The sequence below is a fragment of the Pontibacter saemangeumensis genome, assembly GCF_039541895.1.
Taxonomy (GTDB): Bacteria; Bacteroidota; Bacteroidia; order Cytophagales; family Hymenobacteraceae; genus Pontibacter; species Pontibacter saemangeumensis.
In genome coordinates, this window is sequence record NZ_BAABHC010000010.1 from 74,231 (window position 1) to 96,175 (window position 21,945).

Genomic DNA, 21,945 nt, shown 5'->3' on the forward strand with positions numbered 1-21,945 from the left:
GATTAAGGCTTCTCGATGATGTTGGTGTTGGTCATGACTACTGCGCCATTCAGCGCCAGCATTCTACCTACTGCTCTGGCACCCGAGTTCATGGTGATAGAGGTCAGGGCAAGCACATTTCCTTTAAAGGATGTACCGTCGCCGATGGTGGCAGAGCTGCCTGTTTGCCAGAAGATGTTCTTAGCCTGTGCGCCGCCAGTCAGTATGATATTACCGCCTGCGCCACCCACTGTGGTAAAGTCTGAAGCTATCTGGAAGATCCATACTGCATTCGGGTCGCCTTGTGCATCCAGCGTAAGATCGCCGGCCTGTATCAACAGCGTCGAGGTGGATTTGTAAATACCCGGTGCAAGCGTTTTTCCACCCTGGTCGCCGGCTACTGTGGCAGGTGCCGGAGAAGAGGCGCCTTCAGCAAAAAGGTAAGCTTCCAGCAGATCCTGCTTCGCCTGTAACAGCATGGCGGCAGTGCCCGGAGGTGCAATATCATCGGACGCATAGATGGCGCCGTTTACAACAATTGCTGGCGGGAAGCCGGTTACAGATGAGCGGACACCCGGTGTTATACCTACATCCAGGTTTCTGATTTCGCTAAACCCTGCATTGTTACTGATGCCTACACCTGCAAAGATGCCGAACCGGCCCGCAGTTTTCAGATCAACTCCCATTTGTGGTGTTGCCGGTGTCTCTGGTTCCGAAGGATTATTGGCTACCGTCGTAAAGGTCCACTCATAGTTGTCGGCTAAGGTAACCTCATGTGTGCTCTTAGCTGCCGTAGTGATGGTAGCCGTGTAGGTTGTGTTGGGTGACAAGTTGCTGGCAGGAGTGAAACTGGCCGTAGTGCCGGTGTAGCTGATGTCGCCAGCCACGGTTGTTGTTCCTGTTTTCAAAGTAAAGGAAGCCGCCGTCATGGTTAAAGGATTCATACCTTCGCTGAAACTGGCAGTGATCACTTTGTTAAGAGTAACAATAGTAGCCTGATTAGCAGGGTCGGTAGCGGTAACAGTGGGTACGGTGTTAGGTTTAGTCCTAAAGGTCCACTCATAGTTGCTCACCAAAGGGTTTCCTTCTGTGTTTTTGGCACCAGTTGTAATGGTTCCGGTATAAACCGTGTTGGCAGCCAGGTTACTGGAAGGCGTAAAAAAAGCCGTTGTGCCAGAGTAGGTTACTGCTCCTGCAACTGCTGTTGCACCTTGCTTTACGGTGAATGTTGTCGTGTTCAGCGTCGAAGGGTCCATGGGAACACTAAAGGAAGCAGCTATGGCTTTATTCAGCACGATACCCGTTGCATTGATAGCCGGATCTGTAGAAATAACCACCGGCGATACAAGTGCGCCGGTACTGAACGTCCAGACATAATCTCTTTGCAGGGCATTTCCCAACTTGTCTTTTACGGATGTGGCTACTCTGCCAGTATACGTTGTGGCGTATGCCAGCTTGTTTTCCGGAACAAATGTTAAGGTGTTGGTTTTCGTGTTATAGGTTATTGCGCCTGAAACTTTTTCTGCTCCTAATAAGGTGAAGGAGGTTTGGGTAATTGTCTCAGGGTTCATTTCCTCGTTGAAGGTAACTGTAACCTCGGATTCGCGTGGCACATCAGTGGCTCCGTCTGTAGGGGTTGTCGTTAAAACAACGGGACAAACCCCTAAACTTTCAATGAATGTATCTTCTTTACATCCGGCAATCACAACAACCGATGCCATGGCAAGGGATGTCAATAGTCTTTTTAAATTCAATGCGGTAAATTAAGAATGTTCCGTTACTGGCGGTTGTGTGCATCTTATATTATGCACAGCAGTTATGATATGACAAAGATGGGAGCGATCAGGCTATGATGTGTTATATATTTATACTTGTATATTACATAAATCCCATGTTTAGAAAACTAACGGATTTATTTGCTGAATAACGGAAAAAACACCGGGGGAAAATAGAATAGAGGTGGTGTCTTAACGGGTGTTATGTTTAGTGAGAGGCTGTATGCAGCGTAGGCTCTTTGGCTACAGGAACAGAAGGAAGCGTGACGGTAAACGCCGTCCATTCTCCTTCCTCAGAGGCCACGGCCAGCTCCCCGCCGTGCCCCTTGGTGACAATGTCGAAGGAGAGCGAAAGCCCCAGCCCGGTTCCCTGGCCGGTGGGTTTGGTGGTGAAGAAGGGCTGGAAAACCTTTGACTGCACCCTCTCCGGTATCCCCGTGCCGTTGTCCCACACCCGTATCTCCACTTTCCCATGCTGTGTTGCCGTGCTGGCCGCCACCTTCGGCTCGTATTCCATCAGCCCCAGCAGCTGCTTCTGCCGCACGGCGTAGAAGGCATTGTTAAACAGGTTCAGAAGCACCCGCCCCAGCTCCTGGGGCACCACCTCCACCTTTTCAAGGCATTGGCCATAGGCAGTGTCGAGGGTGCAGAAAAAGTCCTTGTGCTTGGCCCTGAAGCCGGAGTAGGCCAGGCGCAGGTACTCCTCCACCAGGGCATTGAGGTCAGTGGGTTCCTTTTGCCCGGCGCTGGTGCGGGAGTGCTGGAGCATGCCCTTCACGATAGCATCGGCGCGCTGGCCGTGGTGGTTTACTTTCTCCAGGTTTCTTTCCAGGGCATCTGCTATGGCCAGCACCTCTTCTCCGTTGCCCGCCTTGAGTTCCTGCTTCATTTCACCGATCAGTTCTTTGTTCACTTCCGAGAAGTTGTTGACGAAGTTGAGCGGGTTCTGGATCTCATGGGCGATGCCGGCGGTGAGCTCGCCCAGCGAGGCCATCTTCTCCGCTTGGATGAGTTGAAGCTGGGTTTGTTTCAGCTCCTTGTAGGCCTCCTCAATCTCGTGGGCTTGCGCCAGTTCCCGTTCCCTTGCCTTCTCCCGTTCCTTTTGGAGCAGCCTCCTCCGCTGGGATCTGTCCACAGCTAAAACAATCGCAACGAGGCAAAGCGCGTAGAAAGCGTAAGCCCACCAGGTGCGCCACCAGGGCGGCAGAATGATGATGGTCAGCAGCTTCCCCTTCTCGTTCCAGGTGCTGCCATCGCTGCTGGCTTTCACGCCAAAATGGTAGGTGCCAGGGTCCAGATCGGTGTAATGGGCCAACCTCCCACTGCCGCTGTTTACCCATTCCTTGTCTAACCCCTCTAATCGGTAGGCATAGCGGTTTTTATCGGGCGCATCATAGTTGATGGCTACAAACCGGAAGGAGATAAAGTTTTCATCATAAGGAAGCATAATTTCACCATCCGGAACGGGCAGGCTCTCTTCCATTACCTCAAAGTCCGTGATATACACGGGCGGTGGAGAAGCCCGGTCCCTTATGCTATCGGGATGAAAGACAACCAGGCCATCCTTGCTCCCGAAAAGCAATTTCCCGCCGCGCCTGAAAACGCTCCCCCTTTCCAGAAACTCATTCCCCGGCAGGCCATCACTCGTGTCAAAGTTGCGAACGGCTTTGGTCCTGGGGTCCAGGCGGCTTAAGCCATAGCCCGTGCCCAGCCAAAGGTTTCCCTTCTCGTCTCCCATCAGGCTCATCACCCGGTTGCTGGGTAGGCCCTGCCGGGTGGTGAAGTAAGTGAAGGTGTTGGTTTTGGGGTCCAGTCGGTTCAGGCCTCCCCCGTGCGTGCCGATCCAGATAATACCGGCCTCGTCCTCGTACAAGGCCATGGCGTGTGGGTCGTTGATGCCGCCGGCAGGGGAGCGGTAATCAGGCTCATACCGGACAGAACGCCCTGTGACCGGGTTCAGCCGGCCCACTCCCGTGGTGGTCGCCAGCCAGACGTCCCCTTCCCGGCTCACCATCAGGTCATTGATAAACCCGGAGATCAGGCTGGTGGAATCCATTTCGTTGGTCTGGTAATAGGTAAACTGCTTTGTCAGGGTATCAAACGAAGCCAGCTCACTCGTGGCGCCCCCCACCCAGATCCTTCCGGAGGCATCTTCGTCCAGCATCCGGACCGGAAACCGGCAGGGGTACGCCAAGAATGCCCCGCTGGCCCGGTCGAGTCGGTACAAACCCCTTTCATCTCCCGTCCCTACCCAAAGCCGGCCTTGCCGGTCCTCCAGCAGGGGCCACCCACCCGAGCGCATCCCGGCGTTCACTTTGTCCAGCGGATTGACCACCACCCGGGCGAAGGACTGCCTTTGGGGGTCCATCCGGTACAGACCGTAGCCCGCGCTGCTCACCCATATCGTGCCGTCCCTGTCTTCCACCACCGAGAATATCTCGTTTTCCAGCTGGTGAAAAGCAGAAGGGGTGGGCGTAATCTGGTAAGCCCTGAACGGTTTGGGCCTGGTGGATGCCTTGTTGACGCCGTTGACCAGGCCTACCCAGAGGTTTTCGTCTTTATCCCAAAATAGAGAGGATATGAACTCATTGCTCAGGCTACCAGGCTGCGAAGGGTCAGAACGGTAGGTGACGACTTCATCTGTCCTGGTGTTTACCTTTTGCAGCCCCTGCGTGCTGCCCAGCCACAGATACTTATCATGCACATGAACCCGGATCAGGGACTTGTTTATTAAGCCATCGGGGTTATACGGCGTGTACCGGCCGGGCCGGTGGGTATCCATCCGGTACAGTCCACCCTCTATTCCAAGCCAGGCGATGCCCTTGGCATCAATGGCAAACCCCAGCGGGCTGGCTGATGTGTTGCCGGCAGGGGTCACCAGCGGGAACAGGGAATACTCGCCGGTTTTGGGGTCTAACCGGTAAGAACCGGCCCACAGCTTGCCTAGGGAATCTTCCCGAATCGTACTAATGCCTTTTCTGTTGGGAGTAGGAAACAACCTGTAAGCCCGCGTGTCCGGATTGAACCGGGCCATCCCCAGAGAGGTCCCTAGCCACAGGATGCCTTGTTTATCTTCATATATATTGTATATACTATTGAGTTGGTCCCCGGGACTGGATTTGTGGGCGTTGATGGGAAAGGCTTTTGCCTGCCCCGTTCGTTTGTTCACCTGGTGCAGACCGCCGCCCCAGGTACCCACCCACAGCCGGCCCTTCCGGTCCTCGTGGATGGCACTGATAAGATTGGAGCGTAGCGAATGACTGGGGTCAGCCGGGTTCAACACGAAGTTGGTGGCCGTTTGGCCGTCGTACTTATACAACCCGTCATAGGTGCCGAACCACATGAAGCCTTCCCGGTCCTGGCAAAGGGCCCAGACCCAATTGGTGGGCAGCCCCTGCCGGGCCGACAGGTGCTCGAACCGCAGGTGCTGGGAATGGGTATGGTGAGGATGGCTGATACTTAGAAAGAACAGCAAACAGATGAGTCCCAGGTGGTAAAAAATTTTCATACTCTTTGGAATTACAGCCCTGATATTTACCTAGCCTGGAGATGAAGATTTTCACGTAACTACTTGTACACCTGAATGTAGAGAATTTTAAATGATAAATCAAGGCAGGTCTTCTTCTGAAATATGTTGACCAACTGTCAACGTATATCAGGACGGGTCAATCTTTTACTTGTCTCAGCATTCCGCCGTTTTTTGGGAAAGGGCAAAAGCGGTTTCGGGTGAGTCAGGATGCTACCTCCTTGTTCGAACCGGGTACCAAGACTGTGAAGGAGACAGTCCAGAACCTTAGTGTCGGTCTGACTATTAATCGGAGCCTCGCTTTCCGGCCTGATGACTGGTATTGCCCTGGTTAACGCCGGACTGAAAGTAACTATATTGGAGAGAGCAAGCGCCGAACGTCGCAGTGGTGCAGCTCTTCAGGTGGACAGTGGGGAAAGAGATGTGTCAACAACCGCAAAACACCTTAGAAAAACCGCTTCAGGTGGTGTCAGGTCTGTGGAAGCATGGTCCTCTATCGAAGCCCGTTTGCGTAGTGAAGCAAAGACTAATCCTCAGATCGACTTGCGTTTTGATACCCGTATTCAGATAGTCCACCAGGATGATGAAGCCGCCTGGGTCATTACGGATAAAGGCGAAAAATTCAGCGGATAAATCCTGATTGGTGCTGATGGTTACCGAAGTATCGTGCGTCGGTATTTGGCACCTCATCATCCTGATGCCACTTTCGCTGGCTACTTGATTTGGGAGGCAATGGTGGAAGAGCAGCATATCCCCAAGCAATACCGCCTTGGCCCTAATCCGGGTGTAACTATGCCAAATGGCATGGGAGATTTTTTGCTTGGTTCTGTTGTTGCCGGCGCTGATGGTTCCCGGACTGTAGGACAAAGAAGATTAGGTTGGGCATGGTACGACAACACAGAAAACGATTTGCTAAGGCAACTTGGATGTGTGAAAGGAAACGTTGTACAACATTCCTTGAGAGGAGCAGACATTCCCACCGAAACTTTAGACAATCTGTCGAATAAGGCAAATCAAAGATGGCCACAACCATGGTTAGCTGCTATCCAACACAGCATTCGAACCCGTAACCTTGTAGCAACTCCGATTGCTGAATATGTGCCTGAAGTCCTGGTAAAGGAGCGCATAGCACTTGTTGGGGATGCAGCACATTTACCGACGCCATTGACTGCATCAGGATTCAATGCTTCACTTGAGGATGCAGCTACATTGGCAGATTGCATGGCAAAGGAAATACAAGGAGGTGATGCAGTTAAAGCGCTCTTGCAATACTAGTCCCGCCGATTGAAGGTGGCACGTCAGGTAGTGCAATCAGGACAAGGTTTCAGCCGCTCCTTTGGCAGTTAGTTTAGCGGATAAAGGGCGGATCATTTACTAAATAAAACTGCTTTAATCTTATGTTTACCATTATGCATTAACTTGTACAGAAAGCAGAATGGGTCTTGTTTATTTGATAGGGAAATAACTATATTGATAGTACTGCACGTGCGCCAGCCAGGGACATTCTTACACTTTGGGGCACTAAGCCCCTTGGGGACCCAACTTAGTAGGTATTGAGAAGCAGGGGACGCCTGATAGCAATCAATAATAAAATGAAAAGCAAGTTATTAAAACTTAAACCATGGCAGATGTTTGCTCTCATTATTTTGCCTGCGTTAATAAGAGAAATATTCCCATTTGGATCTTACGCCTTCGACGTGGCAAACAGTTTATCCGTGGTTATAATAAGCATCGTTTTCTTTTTTTGGTCAAATGCAGTAGGAGAGACATTCTTCAATTACTCTATACACAGAAGGTTTCTTAATCTAACATTGTTCAAGGCTGCTATGCTGCTATCATTTATGTATATATCAGCACTTTCACTTATACTTTTAGACAGGCCGTTGTTTGATCGTGCGATTTATTGGATCATACCAATCCACATCCTTATAATGGTCAGCATAATTTATATTATCTATTTTGTTGCGAGAGTAATAAGGGATGTTGAAGAAAGAAACAGTAGCTTATTTAAACTTCTACTAGCCGTTTGGTTCTTTCCTGTAGGGGTTTGGTGGCTACAATCAAAAGTCAATAAATTGACGGAATTAAATAATTTAACTTAGAAAGTAGAAACGAAGACAATAGATCGTTCTTGTAGTAGGTCATGGGTAGCAGAGGAAAGTATAAATTCCCTTCATGTAAATAGCTCGCCAGCATGAACTGATAACCATCATTTATTGATGAGCATAAAGCCCTCCCTGAACAGGCAGGGCTTTATGCTTTTCGCCGGAACCCGTTCCTATTATGTTTTTTGAAATGAGTTGATGACGTTGGCTATTCATCCCAAAGCAGAAAACACTGTTACAGCCAAGCTTTAAGTTAGGAAAAGCGGATTCGAGTGTGGCCTCTCTGTGTGCATCTGGTGTACAATGGCTGGTTTCAGTTTGTTGAGGTGCAATCCCATGAAGCACCGATTTACGATATTTAGGAACCCGGAACCGCAAGCACCTCAGGCGCAGGAGCCCAGCTCGGCCTGTTCCCAAATGGCCGTCACCCGACTCAAAGCGCGTTTCATTTTAAAGAGACGGGTAACTGGGACGGGTGGGGGAGCCAGGCGACACCCGGGGCACCCCGAAGGCCGCTCTGTCCCTGGGCCTTGGTCGAGACGCGGGAGTAGGCGACGTAGTTTCTCATTTCTTCTCCCTTTGGTAGCCTTTCCTCGGTCCCTCATACTCGCTAAGCAGGCGCTACCCCCGTATTCCTCGGTAAACACACTCTTCAGCTTTTCAGGTAATCAGCGTAACCCAAGTAAGACAGGGTCCTCCAGCAGCCAGGCAGGACGGCATTAGGGAATGGATTCTGCCGGTGCTCGGTGCGTGCTCGTAGCCGTAGGCGTTGAGGTGTTGCAGCAGCCCATGGGTGTGCAGGCCTTGTCCTACGATAGGTTGACACGAATTACCTCAAGAAAACGCCGGAATAATGAGATGCAGCTTGATTTTCAGTTTAAAAGCTGAGTTGAACACAAAGCAGCTTATGAGCCAACAAGCAGGTTGCTTTTAGGAAAAGCTATGTGTCATTTCCAGTAGATGGATGTCTGTTACATAGGGCGCCAGCGCCCTTCTGCTGTCCAGGCCGCGTACCAGGCTGATGTAATCGGTCCGTGGGTTAGACCACCCCTCCGCAAAGAAGCGCCCCATGTCATAGCGCTCCATGCGGTACCCCCTTCTGCCGCGGTGGGCCAGCAGCGTGCCGTGCGCCCAACCGATTTCCAATCGTGCGGCTAAGGAATGGCTGTTGAAGAGGGGGCGGTTCATGAAACCCTATAGGGGATAAAGGAAAAGCGAGGCCAGCCTACAAGCGTACCACTCTACTCCGAAGTTGAGGCTGAGAACGCCCTTCTTTAAGCCCCAAACGACGATTATGTTTAGCAGGACCGCCTGCAGTATGTTATGAGAGGGCGCCGCTAAACCCTGGTGCGTCCTTAGGCAGCGCTACTTCTTCCGCCGACCTGTTTTCAAATGTTAAACTTTTTAGAAGCCCTTAGCTGCAGCGCCTTGTCGCCCTCTATTCCGGTGGGCCTCTAAAATCCCAGCACCCTGAGGATCTCCTCTCTGTAGCTGCCCCCCATGGGTATCCCGTATGCATGGAGGAAGGCACGGTTGCCCCCGGAGTGGGCTATCTTGGCCTTGTTGAGGATAAAGGAGCGGTGTCCCCGCATAAAAGGAAGGCGGGGCCGGCAACGCGGCGAAACTGGGAAAGGCCGTGCCACATGAACGAACACCACGGCTGAGAGGCCCGAATTTGAAGCAGGCTGCGTGACTTGCCCGCCCTTGTTTCCGTAAAAAGCTAAGGGAGAGTCAAGGCCGGGCTTCTGAAGCGTCACCCACCTGAAGCGGGGTGTCGGTAATCGCTTCAGCCCTCCCCGCCTTGCATCAGGGGAACAGGGAATGGAGGTACTAAAGAGACATAATGTAAAGGTTTTCGGCAAAGGGGAGACACCCATGGTTTTTGCGCACGGCTACGGCTGCGACCAGAACATGTGGCGCTTTATCACCCCCGCTTTCGAAGAGGACTATAAAGTCGTGGTGTTCGATTACGTGGGAGCCGGCAAGTCGGATGCGCGTGCCTACAGGAAAGACAAGTATGGCCAGCTGCAGGGGTACGCCGCCGACATCCTGGAGATCTGCCATGCGCTAAACCTGAAGGATGTGGTACTGGTAGGGCACTCGGTCAGCGCGATGATCGGCGTGCTGGCGGTGATTGCGGAGCCGGGTCTCTTCCAGCGCCTTGTCATGGTAAGCCCTTCGCCTTGTTACATCAGCCAGGGGGATTACGTGGGCGGCTTCAGCGAACGGGACATCGACGGCATGCTGCAGTCGCTGGAGAGCAACTACCTGGGGTGGACCAGCGTGGCTGCCCCCGTGATCATGGGCAACCCGGACAGGCCGGAGCTGGGGGAGGAGCTGGCTAGCAGCTTCTGCAGGGCTGACCCGGAGATAGCGAGGCAATTTGCCCGGGTCACCTTCCTGTCGGATAACCGGGCGGATCTTCCCAGGGTCAGAACAAGGACGCTCATTCTGCAGTGTACCCACGATGCCATCGCCCCGCCAGCCGTGGGGCAGTACGTGCACCAGGCCGTGGCGGGAAGTGAGCTTGCCCTGCTACGGGCCTCCGGGCACTGCCCGCACATGAGTGAGCCGGAGCAAACCATCGCCGCTATCAAGGGCTTTTTAGGACAGGGTGCCAGTGGAGAATAAGGAGCACATCACCAGGCTGGCCCGCCAGGGGCTGTTGGAGGAGCGGATCGAAGACCTCTATGACCAGGCCCCCTGCGGCTACTTCTCCACGCTGCCCGACGGCACGTTCATCAAGACCAACGGCACCTTCCTGAAATGGCTCGGATACGATGCCAGTCAGCTGCTCTTCGTCAGAAGGCTACAGGACCTGCTTCCGGTCGGCGACAGCATTTTTTACGAGACGCACTACCATCCCTTGCTGCTGATGCAGGGGTTCATCAGCGAGGTTAACCTTTCGCTGCGGCATCAGGCCGGAAAGACAATCCCGGTCCTGGTGAACACCCGGTTGGTGAAAGACGCCGATGGCCGACCCGCCCTTTTGCGCACCACCGTCTTTGACATCACAGACCGGAAAAAGTATGAGCTGGAGCTGCTCCGGGCCAGGAAGAAGGCCGAGGAGGGGGCCAGGGTGAAGGCGGAGTTTCTCGCTACCGTCAGCCACGAGATCAGAACGCCCATCAATGCCATCGTGGGGATTGCGCACCTGTTGCGTGATACCGGACTTTCCCCGCGGCAGGCGGAGCTCCTGAGCGTGCTGGAGGTCTCAACGGAGACCCTGCTCCGGCTGGTCAACAACATCCTTGATTTCAGTAAGATCGAGGCGGGCAGGGTAAGCCTCCAGGAGGAAAGCACCAACATCAGGAACCTGGTCGGCAGCGTGCTGCATGGCTTCGGGGCAAAGGCAGCGGAGAAAGGCCTTTCCATCCGCCTGAAGATAGACGAGCGGGTTCCGGAGCAGGTGTACGTGGACTCCCTGAAGCTGGTGCAGGTGCTCAACAACCTGCTCAGCAACGCCGTCAAGTTCACTGAGCAGGGGCACGTTGCGGTGCGCGTGGCGCTGCAGGAGCAGACCCCGGGGACAGTGCCTGTCGTTTTCGAGGTAGCCGATACCGGGATAGGGATCGCGCCCGATAAACGGGGCCTTATCTTTGAGGAATTCGCCCAGGCCAGCGCCGGCATTGACCGGGCGTACGGGGGAACCGGCCTGGGGCTGGCTATCAGCCAGCGGCTACTGGGCATGTACGGCAGTGAGCTGAAGGTGGAAAGCGAACCTGGCACGGGCTCCAGCTTCTCTTTCACCCTCAGCCTTAAGATCAGCGAAGAGGCACCCCGCGCAGCGCGGCAGGCGGGCCGGGCAGGGGCCGCCAGGGGCGTCAGGCTGCTCCTGGTGGAGGACAACAAGATCAACGTGTACGTGCTCTCGCAGTACCTGGCGAACTGGGGGGTAGCGTTCGATGTGGCGGGCAACGGGCAGGAAGGGGTTGAGAAGGCGGGGCGGGAGGCGTACGACCTGATCCTGATGGACCTGCAGATGCCGGTTATGGATGGCTACGAGGCCGCCAGAAGGATCCGGAACATGCGGGAGGGCAAACGCAGCAAGGTGCCGATCATTGCCCTGACCGCGTCTGCCCAGCCCGATTACGAGGGAAAACTGACGGCCTCCGGGATAAACGGCGTATTGGCCAAGCCGTTCAATCCTGAAGAGCTTTACAGGCTGATTGCCTCCTATGGCCCCGTTCCTGCACTTCCCATCGCAGGGCAGGCCGCCGCACCCCACCCGCAAAGGCCGGACGCTCCCTTTGATCTGTCCACGTTCGATGACCTGATGGCAGATGACCCCGAGGGCATGCGCGACCTGATCAGCGTCACGGTCAAGGCGCTAAGACAGGCATGCGCCGAGTTGACCAAGGCGCTCAGGGAGCGAAACCGGCAACTGTTCACGCGCTGGGTGCAACACACCGAGACCTCCCTGGAACTGCTGCAGGCAAAGCAGCTATACGCGACGCTGGAGCAGGCCATGGCTTTGCTGAGCACGGTACCTGTTGACCCCGAGCAGTTAGAGTTGGCGGAGCACCTCATCGGCACGCAGTTCAGGGTGATCCTGCAGGGCCTGGCTGAGCGGTTGAAGCCCGGGGAATAAGAAGTTTGGCGGGGCGTTTTGTTCGGCCCCGTGTTTTCCGGCCCATGCCGCGTCCTCCCTTTGCGGTCCGTCCAAACAGCGAAGTACTGCCTGCCGTCTTCTGCTACGGTTTTAGGCACGGATCCGGCTTCACAGAAACGGTTCAGGGCGCTATAGAACGAGGCCCTGGCTAACGGAGGCGCTCTTTTACCCACGATGGGGTCCTGGCTCATCGCTTTGCCTGCAGGAACCCCGGCTCGGCCTCCTTTGGAGCAGTATTCAGGCGTTTCATTTTCCAGGCAATTAAACGCAACATAGTTGCACATTCAGGGATTATTGCTATGTTTGGCAAATCAACGCCAACCAGAGGGAACAGCGGGCCCGCCTTATTCGAAAGGCAGGGCCTGACCTCCCCTCCCCGGCCGTTTCATTTCCTTTCGCAACACAAACGAAGCAAGCATAGCATGGCAGGACATAAAAAAGAGTTTGATGTGATCATCGTAGGGGGGAGCTATGCCGGGCTTTCCGCAGCCATGGCGCTGGGGCGGTCCCTGAGAGAGACCCTGGTAATCGACAGCGGTGAGCCCTGCAACAGGCAAACGCCGCATTCCCATAATTTCCTGACCCAGGACGGAAAGACCCCGAAGGAAATCTCCTCCCTTGCCAGGCAGCAAGTCGGGCAATACCGAACGGTGCATTTCCTCGAAGGCATCGCCCTGGCAGGGGCAAAAACGAAAAGCGGGTTTGAAATCGTGACGCAGGCAGGGGGGCATCTCCGTGGCAGGAAACTGATCTTCGCGACAGGGGTAAGGGATAAAATGCCCGACATCCCGGGCTTTGCAGCCTGCTGGGGGATATCGGTGATTCACTGCCCCTACTGCCACGGCTACGAGTACCGCCACCGCAGGACCGCAGTGATGGCCAATGGGGACAGGGCGCTCCACCTCGCATCACTGGTAAGCAACCTCACAGGCGAGCTGACCGTGCTCACCAACGGCAAAGCCGATTTTACCGATGAGCAAACCTCGAAACTCAAGGCACACGGGATACCTGTGTCTGAGAAGGAGGTGAAGCGCATAGACCATTTGAACGGGTATATGCAGCAGGTCCTTTTTCAGGATGGGACAAAGCTGCATGTGGATGCGCTGTACGCAAGCATCCCGTTCGGGCAACACACCGGCATTCCCCTGTCACTGGGGTGCGCCCTGACGGAACAAGGATACCTCCAGGTGGATGGGGCCCACAGGACGACCGTGCCGGGGATCTTTGCCTGTGGCGACAACTCCTCCAGGATGCGCTCTGTGGCCAATGCAGTCTCGGGCGGTAACCTCGCAGGGGCGATGGCGAACCTGGAGCTGGCTGCTGACCGGTTTTAGCAGGAAAGAAAAAGCCTCCGGAAGTGGGCGTGCCGGCGACCCATCGAATGGAAGCGGCTCCTTTTATCGCCGGCTTAGCCATCCGTCCAGGTTCTCCAGCGCCGCCACGAACCCCTCCTTGAAGCCCATCGCCAGGGTTTGCTCCAGGTGCTGCAGGTCGCCGAAGGTTATCCGGTTGGTGACCAAAGTCCCCACCGCCGCACTGCTGAAGGCAACGTCCCAGCGGGACTGCGGCATCTGCCGGTTGAGGTTGCCTTCCTCGTCGGCAAAGCCGTCCCTGGCGCTGAAGCTTTTGTGGGGGTCGATTTTGAGGTAGTCAGCCCTGGCCCAGTGCTCTTCCCCTCCGGGGCCGACCATGGCGTACAGCCAGTATCCGCCCTCCCGGAAGTCCATGGCCTTGGTGCGGGCCCGCCAGGGCTTCGGGGCCCACCACTGGTCCAGGATCTCGCTTTTGGTGTAGGCCTCCCACACCAGCGGCAGGGCGGCGGCGAATTCCCGCTTCACTGAAATCGCCTTGTTTTCCTTGTCAACGGAGAAGTCCATGAGCAGATCACGTTTCATTTTGTTTCGCTTTTAGGTTGGTTAACACTTGGTCAAGTTGCTTAAAACGGCTGTCCCAGTGCTGCCTGAACTGTTCGAGCCACCGGTCTATTTCTTTCATCTTATCCAGCCTGGAGTGGTAATAGATCTCCCTGCCTGCTTTCTGCTGTTCCACCACCTCACACTCTCTCAGGATCCTGATGTGCTTGGAGACAGCCTGCCGGCTCATTTGGAATTGTTCCGCCAGGGCATTGGGTGTCATGGCCTGGGCTGTGAGCAGCACCAGGATGGCCCGGCGGGTGGGGTCGGCTATGGCCTGAAAAACATCGCGCTTCATTCAGCTTGATATACGCAACCATTTAGTTGCAGGTTTAGGCTTTCCCAGGCTTTCACAGCGCTATCTCCCGGTTATCGGTGGGGAGGGTGCCCGGAAAGCAACGCCGGTGGCTGCCCTGCGTTGCATCCGCCTCCTCATGGCGCCTTGTGATTCTTCTGGTTCCCGGGGTGAAAGGAGGCGGGCTTAAACTAAAAAGAAGGGTGGATTCTGGGGGAGCCTTGCTTGTTGTGTGACGGTTTATGTGTTCGGAAAACACCTGGACAGGCAGAACCATCCTTTGGGAATGCCCAGGCTTCTGAAGGTGGCTGCCCAGCCCATGTGATTACCCGGTGCATGTTTTCGGGTCATCTCCGCCATAGCAAGCGATCCCCTGCGCGCCCGGCTGTGTGCCCCCTCAAGGGGCCGTGCCCTTTACCGCAGCCCGGATGCGCGCTTCTATTTCACCATACCTTCGCTCCGCCTCCGACAAAGGAATCCCGGGTGCCATGCCGGGGCGCCTGAAGCCTGTCTCCCTTAACCAGGCGTCTTTCATGAAAGCCTGCCGTTGGCTCACCAGTTGATGGATTTCCGCCCCGCGGGGATGACTCCCCAGCGCGGAGAGCGCATCGGGCGCGCGCGCCGCCTCTTCGCCCAGGTACAGCAGGACGGCCCTGGCCATGAGCCAGTGCCCCTCCTCCCCGGGATGCACCCCGTCAGCGGCCAGCCTGAAACCGGGCTGCGCCAGCCTTCCCGTTTCCAGGCGCCGGGTCATGGGCGTATGGATGTCCGCCACCTCCCACCCAAGGGAATCCCGCTGGCCCAGCAGCCACTGGGAGTATTTGCCCAGCGCCGCGTCATCATGCACCGGCGGCGTGAGGAGGATGATCCTTTTTGCCCCGCTCTTTTCCAGTGCGGCGTGCAGCCGCCTGACGCCGGAGCGGAACGCCGCAAACCGCCCCTCGTCGAAAGGCAGGTAAATGCCGTCGTTCATGCCATAGCAGGCGAACACAACATCGGGCTTCACCCGGCCCAGCACCCGGCCCAGCCGCTCGTGCAGATCAGGGCGGGGAAACCTGCCTTCCGCATGGCCGGGCTCGCTCAGCCCCGACACCGTCTCGCTGGGCAGCCCGAGGTTGATAAACGCATACTGCCGCCCCGGGTAGCGGGTGATAAAATAAGCCTCCAGGTCGGAGATGTACCGTCCGGCGTACGTGATGCTGTTACCCAGGAACAGGACGCGCTTCGTTCCCTCGGGGAAAGGGGGCTTGTCCTGCGCCTGGGCGAGACTGGCTGTAAGTAGCGCCAGCAGCAGCAAAACCGGGCGGCTGAAACAACGGCGGTGTCTTTTTGCGGGAAAATACCTTTTGGCCATGACAGGGTCTTGTGTTTCGTATCCGGGTCCGGCGGCACCTCCCGGCGCCGTGCGGCGTTTGCAAGGGAACGGTTCAGCGGCCCGCCCTTCTGCCTTAGAAGGTAGCGCTTCTGTGTTTCTTATCTAAGCGCCCGGGTGTTTTTTTGTTTTCTTCTTTTGAAGTGCCTGAGAGGAGGAGGTCAGAAGCAGCGGGCGCCATGGTCCCGGCAGATGCGGTGCTTTCGCTTTTCCTTCGCCGGCTTTTGCCCCAAAAGAGATGGCTGCAGGCAGGTAAAAAGTAAACTGCAAGACGGCTTTGCCAATTTCTTCCTATCTTGGCACAACGAACCTGTTTCATATAGAAAGGCCTGGCTCAAATGAGGAGGCTTTTCTTTTGTTTAGCAAAGGGTTTGTCACCCTTGAGGGCCTGAAGAGCCTATCCAATAAGGGAAACGTGGAGATGCGGATAAGACCAGCCGCCAATAGCGCGCACTATTTTGAAGCACCAGAGAAGGAAACGTGGGCTTATCCTTGGGTTTGAAGCGGCCGCCCTAACTTGCCCGCATCGATCTGGATGAGCGGATGGAGTAGCGGCTATTTGCTTTAGAACTGGTTAGAACTGGCAGCATTTGTACCAGCTGGTTATGGGCTCTATTCTGACTCAAGCACATTGACAGCTCCGGCAAGAAACAAGAGGGAGAATAAGAAAAAGTATTCCATATTGAATGATGATGAACAGCCACGGATTGCATACCCACAAATGTAACAGATAGTTGAGCTGAACGCCGCAGGGGTTGGGAAAATAATAATTACATAACGTAGATATTGCTATAGCAACATTCTTTCCCGTAATACCATCGTATAGCGCTCTTGCGGAAGAGCTGATGCAAATCAAGAAAGGCCCTTTAGTTTATTTATTCTGTTTTGGCGTGGGTGGTGGTGGGTTAGTGTGGCCTGGGAAATTCTTTGTGTCTGGTTCAGGTATAGGTTGCGGCCTTTCCTGTGGAGGAGTGGGCCTTTTAGACGGTCTTTGTTTGCTCATATGCTATACTTTGTTTAAATAATTGTTACAAGTCTCTTCAGCTTCTTTATGCAAACTCTTGTGCGTGAAGAATATAATGTCCTCAGGGATCTGATCTTAGGTAGCCATTCTCTTCCGGATGTCCGGATACGACTCCCAGGCTTCGTCTTCTGATATCACTTCTCTATCGACTTGATGCCACAACTCCTCAGTTTTGATGGTCAAGCTTTGCCACTGCCCCTTCTTCTCGCTGAAAACTTTAATATACTTGGGGAACAGGAAATAAGGCTTTGCTAGGGTAGCCACCTGCTTGCTCCAAGATAGAACCCCACAAGAGGTTGAGGTGATCCCAAACAGCCCAGACTGCGATACTGGATGAGGTAGAAAAGACAAGGAACAGGTTCAAACATAGATCGTATTTTTGATACCTTTTCACTATCAAGCTGGAGAAGCATTCATTGGCGTTGGAATCAGCGAGTATTCTCCAAACTTTATCCCTAATAACGATCATTGGATGATAGGCTAAAAATAGGGATTTATATTTTTTCTGCCCCTCTCCCGGCTTAGATCCGGCGCAACAACAGCTTCCTGCCTGTAATAGCCCTCCTCCGGCACCGCTCCATGCAAAGGGCCAGGGGCTGCTAGTCCTGTATCTACTACCGATTTCTTATGGTCCCATTCTCCAGGATCCTGTTCATAGTGCAGCAGCGCCAGGGCGCCACTGAGGATACTTCCTATTACTGTCAAAGCGGTTAAGGCAAGGGCAATCGCCATATTAGGGGAGTTTAGTTATAAGATGTTAGTCAGGGGTTTAGCCGAAGAGCACAAGGTGTCCGTTACAGGCGCCTTTTTTGGGCGCTATTAAAAGAGCCTGTCGGCCGCCACAAAAAGGAGGGCGGCGGCATAGGAAGCGAGCATGGCGTGCGGCAGCACAATGGCAGCCGGAGCCGGGCCGGCCAAGTGGAACAGGGTCAATGCCACGGCAAAGAACAGCACCGCGAACAGGTGTAGCTCGACCAAGGCTATCACAAAGGTTTTCACACTTGCTTTACTGCGCTGGGGGATCTTTTCTAAGTGCGGCATGGGGTACTGGGCATCGGGGTTATCTCTTCCTTCGGGTGGCTCCGGAGCATGTTCACCCCCGTCCTGACAAGGAGCAGGGAGAACAGCAGGAAGTGGTTCATGAAATAAACTATAATATATATATATATTATAGTTTATGTAAAAGTAATATGTTCAAAAAAGCACCATTATCCTTCCATATCCCATGCTGGCAATGAAATCCTGTCTGGGTGAGCAAGGTTTTCTTATTTTAAGACCCTGTCTTAGCCCGAGTAAAGACTTTCCTTCAGGAAGGGCCTGTTCATCGGAGCAGGCCCTTCTTTTTCCCTAAGGAAGAGCTAACCCTGGCGATGGGGGCGCTCGGAAGTGGTGCAGGTTGCGGCACGTTCTATACCTGCTGCGGACAGTGCCTTTCTTCATGAGGGCCCAACTGAACGGAAGGCCTGGCGTAATTATAATCAGAAGTACGATTCCGTTTATTCGAATCATCTTTTAGGAAAGGGACGCAATGAGTGTCCTTTTCTGTTTTTGTGCTCCCTGCGGAATCTGAGTCGCTGCGGATGTATGAAACCTAGGTGAAACAGATCAAGGGCCGCGGGCCAATAAAGGAGGCAGAAGCAAGGAGGCTGTAAAATCATCAATGGGCCTTCTTTGTCTACTCCTTCCACTGCTGCTTTCTGTAGCGTTTCCAGCTTCTCACGGGTGAGCATCTCTCATACCCCCGTTTGTTGCACCCCTTATGGGGTGGGCAGCAGAGGCGTAGCGCGCTATGCCAGAACAGTATGCTGTAGGCGCGGGAATCCGTTTCCGCTTTTAGTTTGTGTGATCCTTTCATGTCGCATTAGGTTAGTACCTAATGCTTGTCAAACGCTTTTTTCATATCCGGTTTTAACAAGGGGGCCGTTGAGCAACTACAGCTCCACGGCCATCGGTTCACTGCCCAGCTTGTGCAGGGGAGGCGGTGATAGGTTTTCTGGTACTTGAGAGGGTCTTTACTTCATCAGTAATGGAACTTGCACTGGACAATCGTCATTTTTTGGTCTACACCTCTTTTGCCTTCCACGGCATACACCAAGCGGTGTTCACCGGTGATGCGGCGCGACCAATACCCCCTCAATTCATTTTTAAGGGGTTCCGGCTTGCCGATGCCTTTGAACGGTTCCCTCTGAATAGCTTTAATTAAATCGTTTATTTTCTCAATTGCGCCCATGTCATCTTGCTGCCATTCGCAATACTCTTGCCAGGCCTGTTGGGTAAAAGCTACCGTCATGTTAGCTGCCCGGTGTCTCTTCCTCCCCCTGCAGGGTAAAAGGCATTACTTGCCCGCTCTTGTGCTGGGCAATCGATTTCTCCAGCGCCTCGCGATTGGCTCGTGACCCTAGCAGATGCGCTGTCTCCATGATAGAGTTGTATTCTCTCATAGGCATGAGCACGACAGAATCATCCTCATTGCCACGCGTTACGAATATAGTCTCAGCAGTCTTGCTTACCCTGTCCAGGTAACTTTTCATTTTTTTTCTAAGTGCTGTTGCTGTGATTGCGTCCATATGTATCTTTTACGTACACTATAATGTACACAAAAATATACTTTTTTGTTCACTTTGGATAGGTTTATGTTAAATAAAACGGTTCTGGCCAAAGCGCCTCAGGCTGATGTGCAATGCGCAATACGTAATCCGCATTGCGCATTGCACCCAGCCTAGAAAGTACCCCCGCTTAACATAAAAGCAGTTATGGGAGAAACCGCCCCCACAGCCTGGAATCGAGGGGGCGGGTTTTGGTACTTTAGAGGGAGGTGAAAGGCTTAGCCAAGACAGCCGAGACCAAGATACAGGTTACGACGAGACACTTCATGCTTTAGAAACTACCCAAATTAACCCAAAAAATCCTAACAGGAAGGCATTACCGCTTCAGGGTTATTCAAAAGGATCTAAGGCTTTATCCAGACATTGTCCTTCGATTCTACATCGCCCCCTAACTGCAAAATCAATTCTACCTTGGCCAGCGGCTGTTTAGATGACTTCATCTTATGCGTGTAGCTGGATGAATTTTCCCAGACCAATGGGCTTACCTCCTGCTTTGATGTTGTTCCGTCTTTAAATGTCCTCAGAATAGTAAATGCCAAGGGTCTACCTCCTTTGTTTTCAACCACTACGTTGTTCCCTTTTACTGTGGTGATTCCCAGGTCTGGATACCCCCAGTCAAAGTACCACCTTTTCCAGAACCAATTCAGGTCCTTGCCTGATGCTGTGTTAAAGCTGTACATAAAATCATAAGGCGTTGGGTGCTTGTTTTTCCATTCGTCCATAAAGGCATGCAACGCTTTCATGAACTCCTCTTTTCCTAATAGACTGTAGAGGGAGTGGTACGCTGCAGAGCTAATGGTATAGGAGTTTGTATTACTACTTAAGTGCTGGTAAGTAGGCACCATCATCGGTGCAATGTTTTGTGACCCCAGTGAGGGACCATTCCGATGAGTGTATGGAAATATAGGCTTGGCGAAAGTTCCGGTAAATTGAGCAAAGCCTTCATCCATCCACGCGTACTTTTTCTCATTAATCCCCATCAAAAACGGAAAATACATGTGCGCCATTTCGTGCAATGTTAAACCAAGAATCATCTCCTCGTCTGTGGTACCCTTTATAGAACGACTTTCAACCATCTTAGCGGATTGCGCGTGATTGTTGGCCATGCCCGGAAACTCCATGCCTCCAGAAGTATATCCATTGAAAATAGTGAAGTGCTTGTAAGGGAAAGGGTACACTGGGAAAGTATGGTGAAATACATCTAAGGAGGTGTGTATAGTAGGCATGACAGAAATAAATTGGGGGTGCTTTACCGGGTAGGCGGTATGCACAAAGAATTCGCCGTGCTCATCCTGGTACATGCTCGCATCCCAGAGGTAATGGTCGCTCAGGGCGAAAGCAAAGTCAGGAAAACCTTTTGCCTCATATTTCCATGTTGTGGTGCCTGTTGAAGTAGATTTGAAGTCGGCTGCTGTCAGGATCTGAACTGATTTTTTACTTTTCCTTGCCTGTTCAAGCCTTTGCTGCACCATTGGCGAGAACACATCCTTTGGGTTTTCTGGCGCAACCGAAGCCCATACCGTAAAATTATCAGGAACGGTTAAGCTGATTTCATAATCTGAAAAGTCATGGTAGAACTCGGTGGCGGCATCAAAGGCAATCCGATCCCACCCGTTTATATCATCCAGCACGGCCATTTCGGGGTACCAGTATCCCACCATCATAGAGGTGCTATCAATGGCGCCGCTACGTACAAATCCTTCTCCGGGAATCACATAGTTCCAGTGAATGGTCAGTTCTTGCGTGGTTTTGGGTAATAAGGGTTTTTTAAGCAGTACTGAATAATTGGTACCCTGGTAGGTGGCCTGCTTTGGATCTTTCAGGTTGATAGGCTCCTGCCCCAGTAGTAGCTTGTATATGATTACTCCCTGGTGATTTTGAGGATCAACAGCGTTTTTCAAAAGGGTTGATTTTTGGGAGTTTGGTTTGTAGACGTCATGGTAAGTATGGAAAGTAACAGCTCGTACCGTGTCTGGGGAATTATTGAAATACGTTATCTGTGCCTGGCCGGTAAGTAGGTGGGTAATAGGGTTGACAGTTGCTTTAATTCTGTATACAGCGCGATTCTGGCTGTATTTTTCAGAAACCTGGCCGGACTTCAATCTTGTCCCTTTTTTGTATGCCTCCTTAAACTCCAAGGGCAGGAAGAGTTCCTTATCCTTTTGTGCAAGTAAAGGATGAAAGGCAAAAGAAATTATAAATAAAAAAATAAATTTTTTCATAAAATATTGTTTTTCAAATGTATATCTATTTTTAAGATATACAACTTGTTCATCAACTTGTATGATGCAAAAGGGACGTTATACAACACGAATCCAATTATGCGACTGAACTCAACGGCACTTAGTTTGTTCTCCCTGCACAAAATGCCGAAGTTTCTTAAATCTTTAAATGGGATTACAAGGCACCGCCTTATCCATCAATACTCAGGGAAGGAATAAGCATTGGTTTCCAAAGGCGCACCAAGTGGAAACTTGTTCTCCTTCACTACAGAGCAAGTTGACTTAAATGATAAACTGTTGCACCTGCTTATCATAAAATAGCTTATAGGCTAAAAATAAGGCTCCTCAACACGGGGAGCCTTCCTCGTTCTATAACAGCTGTTATGCTAACTTAAACGTAAGCATCAGTAAGTCTTTTTAAATTTCGCTTGTCAATTTGCCTGTATGAATTCTCTATAGGTGGTTTTAGGTTCATTCAACTTAGTTTGATTGCATTGAATATGATGGTCCTTGGCT

At 52.8% G+C, this 21,945-nt stretch carries 17 protein-coding genes; 5 read left to right on the top strand and 12 right to left on the bottom strand.

Going from position 1 to position 21,945, the window contains the following annotated elements:
- Window positions 1–2: 2 nt before the first annotated feature.
- Together ABD920_RS09725 and ABD920_RS09730 are read right to left on the bottom strand one after the other, a co-directional pair.
- The gene (locus ABD920_RS09725; protein WP_345158638.1) at window positions 3–1,700 is read right to left on the bottom strand and encodes an Ig-like domain-containing protein; all 1,698 of its coding nucleotides are present in this window, start codon (window positions 1,698–1,700) and stop codon (window positions 3–5) included.
- A gap of 262 nt (window positions 1,701–1,962) precedes the next feature.
- A complete protein-coding gene (locus ABD920_RS09730) occupies window positions 1,963–5,262 on the bottom strand; it encodes a sensor histidine kinase (protein WP_345158639.1) in 3,300 nt (1,099 codons plus the stop codon).
- Window positions 5,263–5,592: 330 nt separating this feature from the next.
- On the opposite strand from ABD920_RS09730, the gene ABD920_RS09735 reads away from it, so the two are divergent.
- Both ABD920_RS09735 and ABD920_RS09740 read left to right on the top strand, forming a co-directional pair.
- Window positions 5,593–5,913 (top strand): hypothetical protein, encoded by a 321-nt coding sequence (locus ABD920_RS09735; protein WP_345158641.1) that lies wholly within the window; start codon window positions 5,593–5,595, stop codon window positions 5,911–5,913.
- A gap of 33 nt (window positions 5,914–5,946) precedes the next feature.
- Entirely contained in the window at window positions 5,947–6,555 is a 609-nt protein-coding gene (locus tag ABD920_RS09740; RefSeq protein ID WP_425568596.1) for an FAD-dependent monooxygenase, read from the top strand.
- A gap of 1,275 nt (window positions 6,556–7,830) precedes the next feature.
- Here ABD920_RS09740 and ABD920_RS09745 read toward each other — a convergent pair.
- Window positions 7,831–7,953: a hypothetical protein gene (locus tag ABD920_RS09745; RefSeq protein WP_345158644.1), complete on the bottom strand. Its 123-nt coding sequence runs from the start codon at window positions 7,951–7,953 to the stop codon at window positions 7,831–7,833.
- A 362-nt stretch (window positions 7,954–8,315) separates the two neighbouring features.
- A complete protein-coding gene (locus ABD920_RS09750) occupies window positions 8,316–8,573 on the bottom strand; it encodes a hypothetical protein (RefSeq protein ID WP_345158646.1) in 258 nt (85 codons plus the stop codon).
- A gap of 633 nt (window positions 8,574–9,206) precedes the next feature.
- Here ABD920_RS09750 and ABD920_RS09755 point away from each other — a divergent pair.
- The 3 genes from ABD920_RS09755 to ABD920_RS09765 all read left to right on the top strand — a co-directional run bounded on the left by ABD920_RS09755 (window position 9,207) and on the right by ABD920_RS09765 (window position 13,331).
- Window positions 9,207–10,016 carry an alpha/beta fold hydrolase gene (locus tag ABD920_RS09755; protein WP_345158648.1) on the top strand — a complete coding sequence of 270 codons (810 nt, stop codon included), beginning with the start codon at window positions 9,207–9,209 and terminating at the stop codon, window positions 10,014–10,016.
- The gene (locus ABD920_RS09760; RefSeq protein ID WP_345158650.1) at window positions 10,006–11,976 is read left to right on the top strand and encodes a PAS domain-containing hybrid sensor histidine kinase/response regulator; all 1,971 of its coding nucleotides are present in this window, start codon (window positions 10,006–10,008) and stop codon (window positions 11,974–11,976) included. The genes ABD920_RS09755 and ABD920_RS09760 overlap by 11 nt, the downstream gene beginning before the upstream one ends.
- Before the next feature lie 443 nt (window positions 11,977–12,419).
- Entirely contained in the window at window positions 12,420–13,331 is a 912-nt protein-coding gene (locus ABD920_RS09765; RefSeq protein WP_345158651.1) for an NAD(P)/FAD-dependent oxidoreductase, read from the top strand.
- A 63-nt stretch (window positions 13,332–13,394) separates the two neighbouring features.
- On the opposite strand, the gene ABD920_RS09770 is transcribed toward ABD920_RS09765, so the two are convergent.
- From ABD920_RS09770 to ABD920_RS09805, 8 genes are all read right to left on the bottom strand, one after another.
- The gene (locus ABD920_RS09770) at window positions 13,395–13,892 is read right to left on the bottom strand and encodes an SRPBCC family protein (RefSeq protein WP_345158653.1); all 498 of its coding nucleotides are present in this window, start codon (window positions 13,890–13,892) and stop codon (window positions 13,395–13,397) included.
- A complete protein-coding gene (locus ABD920_RS09775) occupies window positions 13,882–14,208 on the bottom strand; it encodes an ArsR/SmtB family transcription factor (RefSeq protein WP_345158655.1) in 327 nt (108 codons plus the stop codon). The genes ABD920_RS09770 and ABD920_RS09775 overlap by 11 nt, the downstream gene beginning before the upstream one ends.
- Before the next feature lie 394 nt (window positions 14,209–14,602).
- Window positions 14,603–15,559, bottom strand: a complete 957-nt coding sequence (locus tag ABD920_RS09780) for an SGNH/GDSL hydrolase family protein (protein ID WP_345158657.1) — start codon at window positions 15,557–15,559, stop codon at window positions 14,603–14,605.
- 1,117 nt (window positions 15,560–16,676) lie between these two features.
- Window positions 16,677–16,865, bottom strand: a complete 189-nt coding sequence (locus tag ABD920_RS09785) for a hypothetical protein (RefSeq protein ID WP_345158659.1) — start codon at window positions 16,863–16,865, stop codon at window positions 16,677–16,679.
- A gap of 555 nt (window positions 16,866–17,420) precedes the next feature.
- The gene (locus ABD920_RS09790; RefSeq protein ID WP_345158660.1) at window positions 17,421–17,642 is read right to left on the bottom strand and encodes a hypothetical protein; all 222 of its coding nucleotides are present in this window, start codon (window positions 17,640–17,642) and stop codon (window positions 17,421–17,423) included.
- A 979-nt stretch (window positions 17,643–18,621) separates the two neighbouring features.
- A complete protein-coding gene (locus ABD920_RS09795) occupies window positions 18,622–18,891 on the bottom strand; it encodes a Txe/YoeB family addiction module toxin (RefSeq protein WP_345158661.1) in 270 nt (89 codons plus the stop codon).
- Window position 18,892: 1 nt separating this feature from the next.
- A complete protein-coding gene (locus tag ABD920_RS09800) occupies window positions 18,893–19,168 on the bottom strand; it encodes a type II toxin-antitoxin system Phd/YefM family antitoxin (RefSeq protein WP_345158662.1) in 276 nt (91 codons plus the stop codon).
- Window positions 19,169–19,551: 383 nt separating this feature from the next.
- The gene (locus tag ABD920_RS09805; protein ID WP_345158663.1) at window positions 19,552–21,429 is read right to left on the bottom strand and encodes a M1 family metallopeptidase; all 1,878 of its coding nucleotides are present in this window, start codon (window positions 21,427–21,429) and stop codon (window positions 19,552–19,554) included.
- Window positions 21,430–21,945 lie beyond the last annotated feature (516 nt).

Bases quoted from the DNA above. Each gene is read 5' to 3' on its own strand.
- ABD920_RS09725 (WP_345158638.1), bottom strand. From the start codon at position 1,700: ATGGCATCGGTTGTTGTGATTGCCGGATGTAAAGAAGATACATTCATT.
- ABD920_RS09730 (WP_345158639.1), bottom strand. From the start codon at position 5,262: ATGAAAATTTTTTACCACCTGGGACTCATCTGTTTGCTGTTCTTTCTA.
- ABD920_RS09735 (WP_345158641.1), top strand. From the start codon at position 5,593: ATGACTGGTATTGCCCTGGTTAACGCCGGACTGAAAGTAACTATATTG.
- ABD920_RS09745 (WP_345158644.1), bottom strand. From the start codon at position 7,953: ATGAGAAACTACGTCGCCTACTCCCGCGTCTCGACCAAGGCCCAGGGA.
- ABD920_RS09750 (WP_345158646.1), bottom strand. From the start codon at position 8,573: ATGAACCGCCCCCTCTTCAACAGCCATTCCTTAGCCGCACGATTGGAA.
- ABD920_RS09755 (WP_345158648.1), top strand. From the start codon at position 9,207: ATGGAGGTACTAAAGAGACATAATGTAAAGGTTTTCGGCAAAGGGGAG.
- ABD920_RS09765 (WP_345158651.1), top strand. From the start codon at position 12,420: ATGGCAGGACATAAAAAAGAGTTTGATGTGATCATCGTAGGGGGGAGC.
- ABD920_RS09770 (WP_345158653.1), bottom strand. From the start codon at position 13,892: ATGAAACGTGATCTGCTCATGGACTTCTCCGTTGACAAGGAAAACAAG.
- ABD920_RS09775 (WP_345158655.1), bottom strand. From the start codon at position 14,208: ATGAAGCGCGATGTTTTTCAGGCCATAGCCGACCCCACCCGCCGGGCC.
- ABD920_RS09780 (WP_345158657.1), bottom strand. From the start codon at position 15,559: ATGGCCAAAAGGTATTTTCCCGCAAAAAGACACCGCCGTTGTTTCAGC.
- ABD920_RS09790 (WP_345158660.1), bottom strand. From the start codon at position 17,642: ATGCCGCACTTAGAAAAGATCCCCCAGCGCAGTAAAGCAAGTGTGAAA.
- ABD920_RS09795 (WP_345158661.1), bottom strand. From the start codon at position 18,891: ATGACGGTAGCTTTTACCCAACAGGCCTGGCAAGAGTATTGCGAATGG.
- ABD920_RS09800 (WP_345158662.1), bottom strand. From the start codon at position 19,168: ATGGACGCAATCACAGCAACAGCACTTAGAAAAAAAATGAAAAGTTAC.
- ABD920_RS09805 (WP_345158663.1), bottom strand. From the start codon at position 21,429: ATGAAAAAATTTATTTTTTTATTTATAATTTCTTTTGCCTTTCATCCT.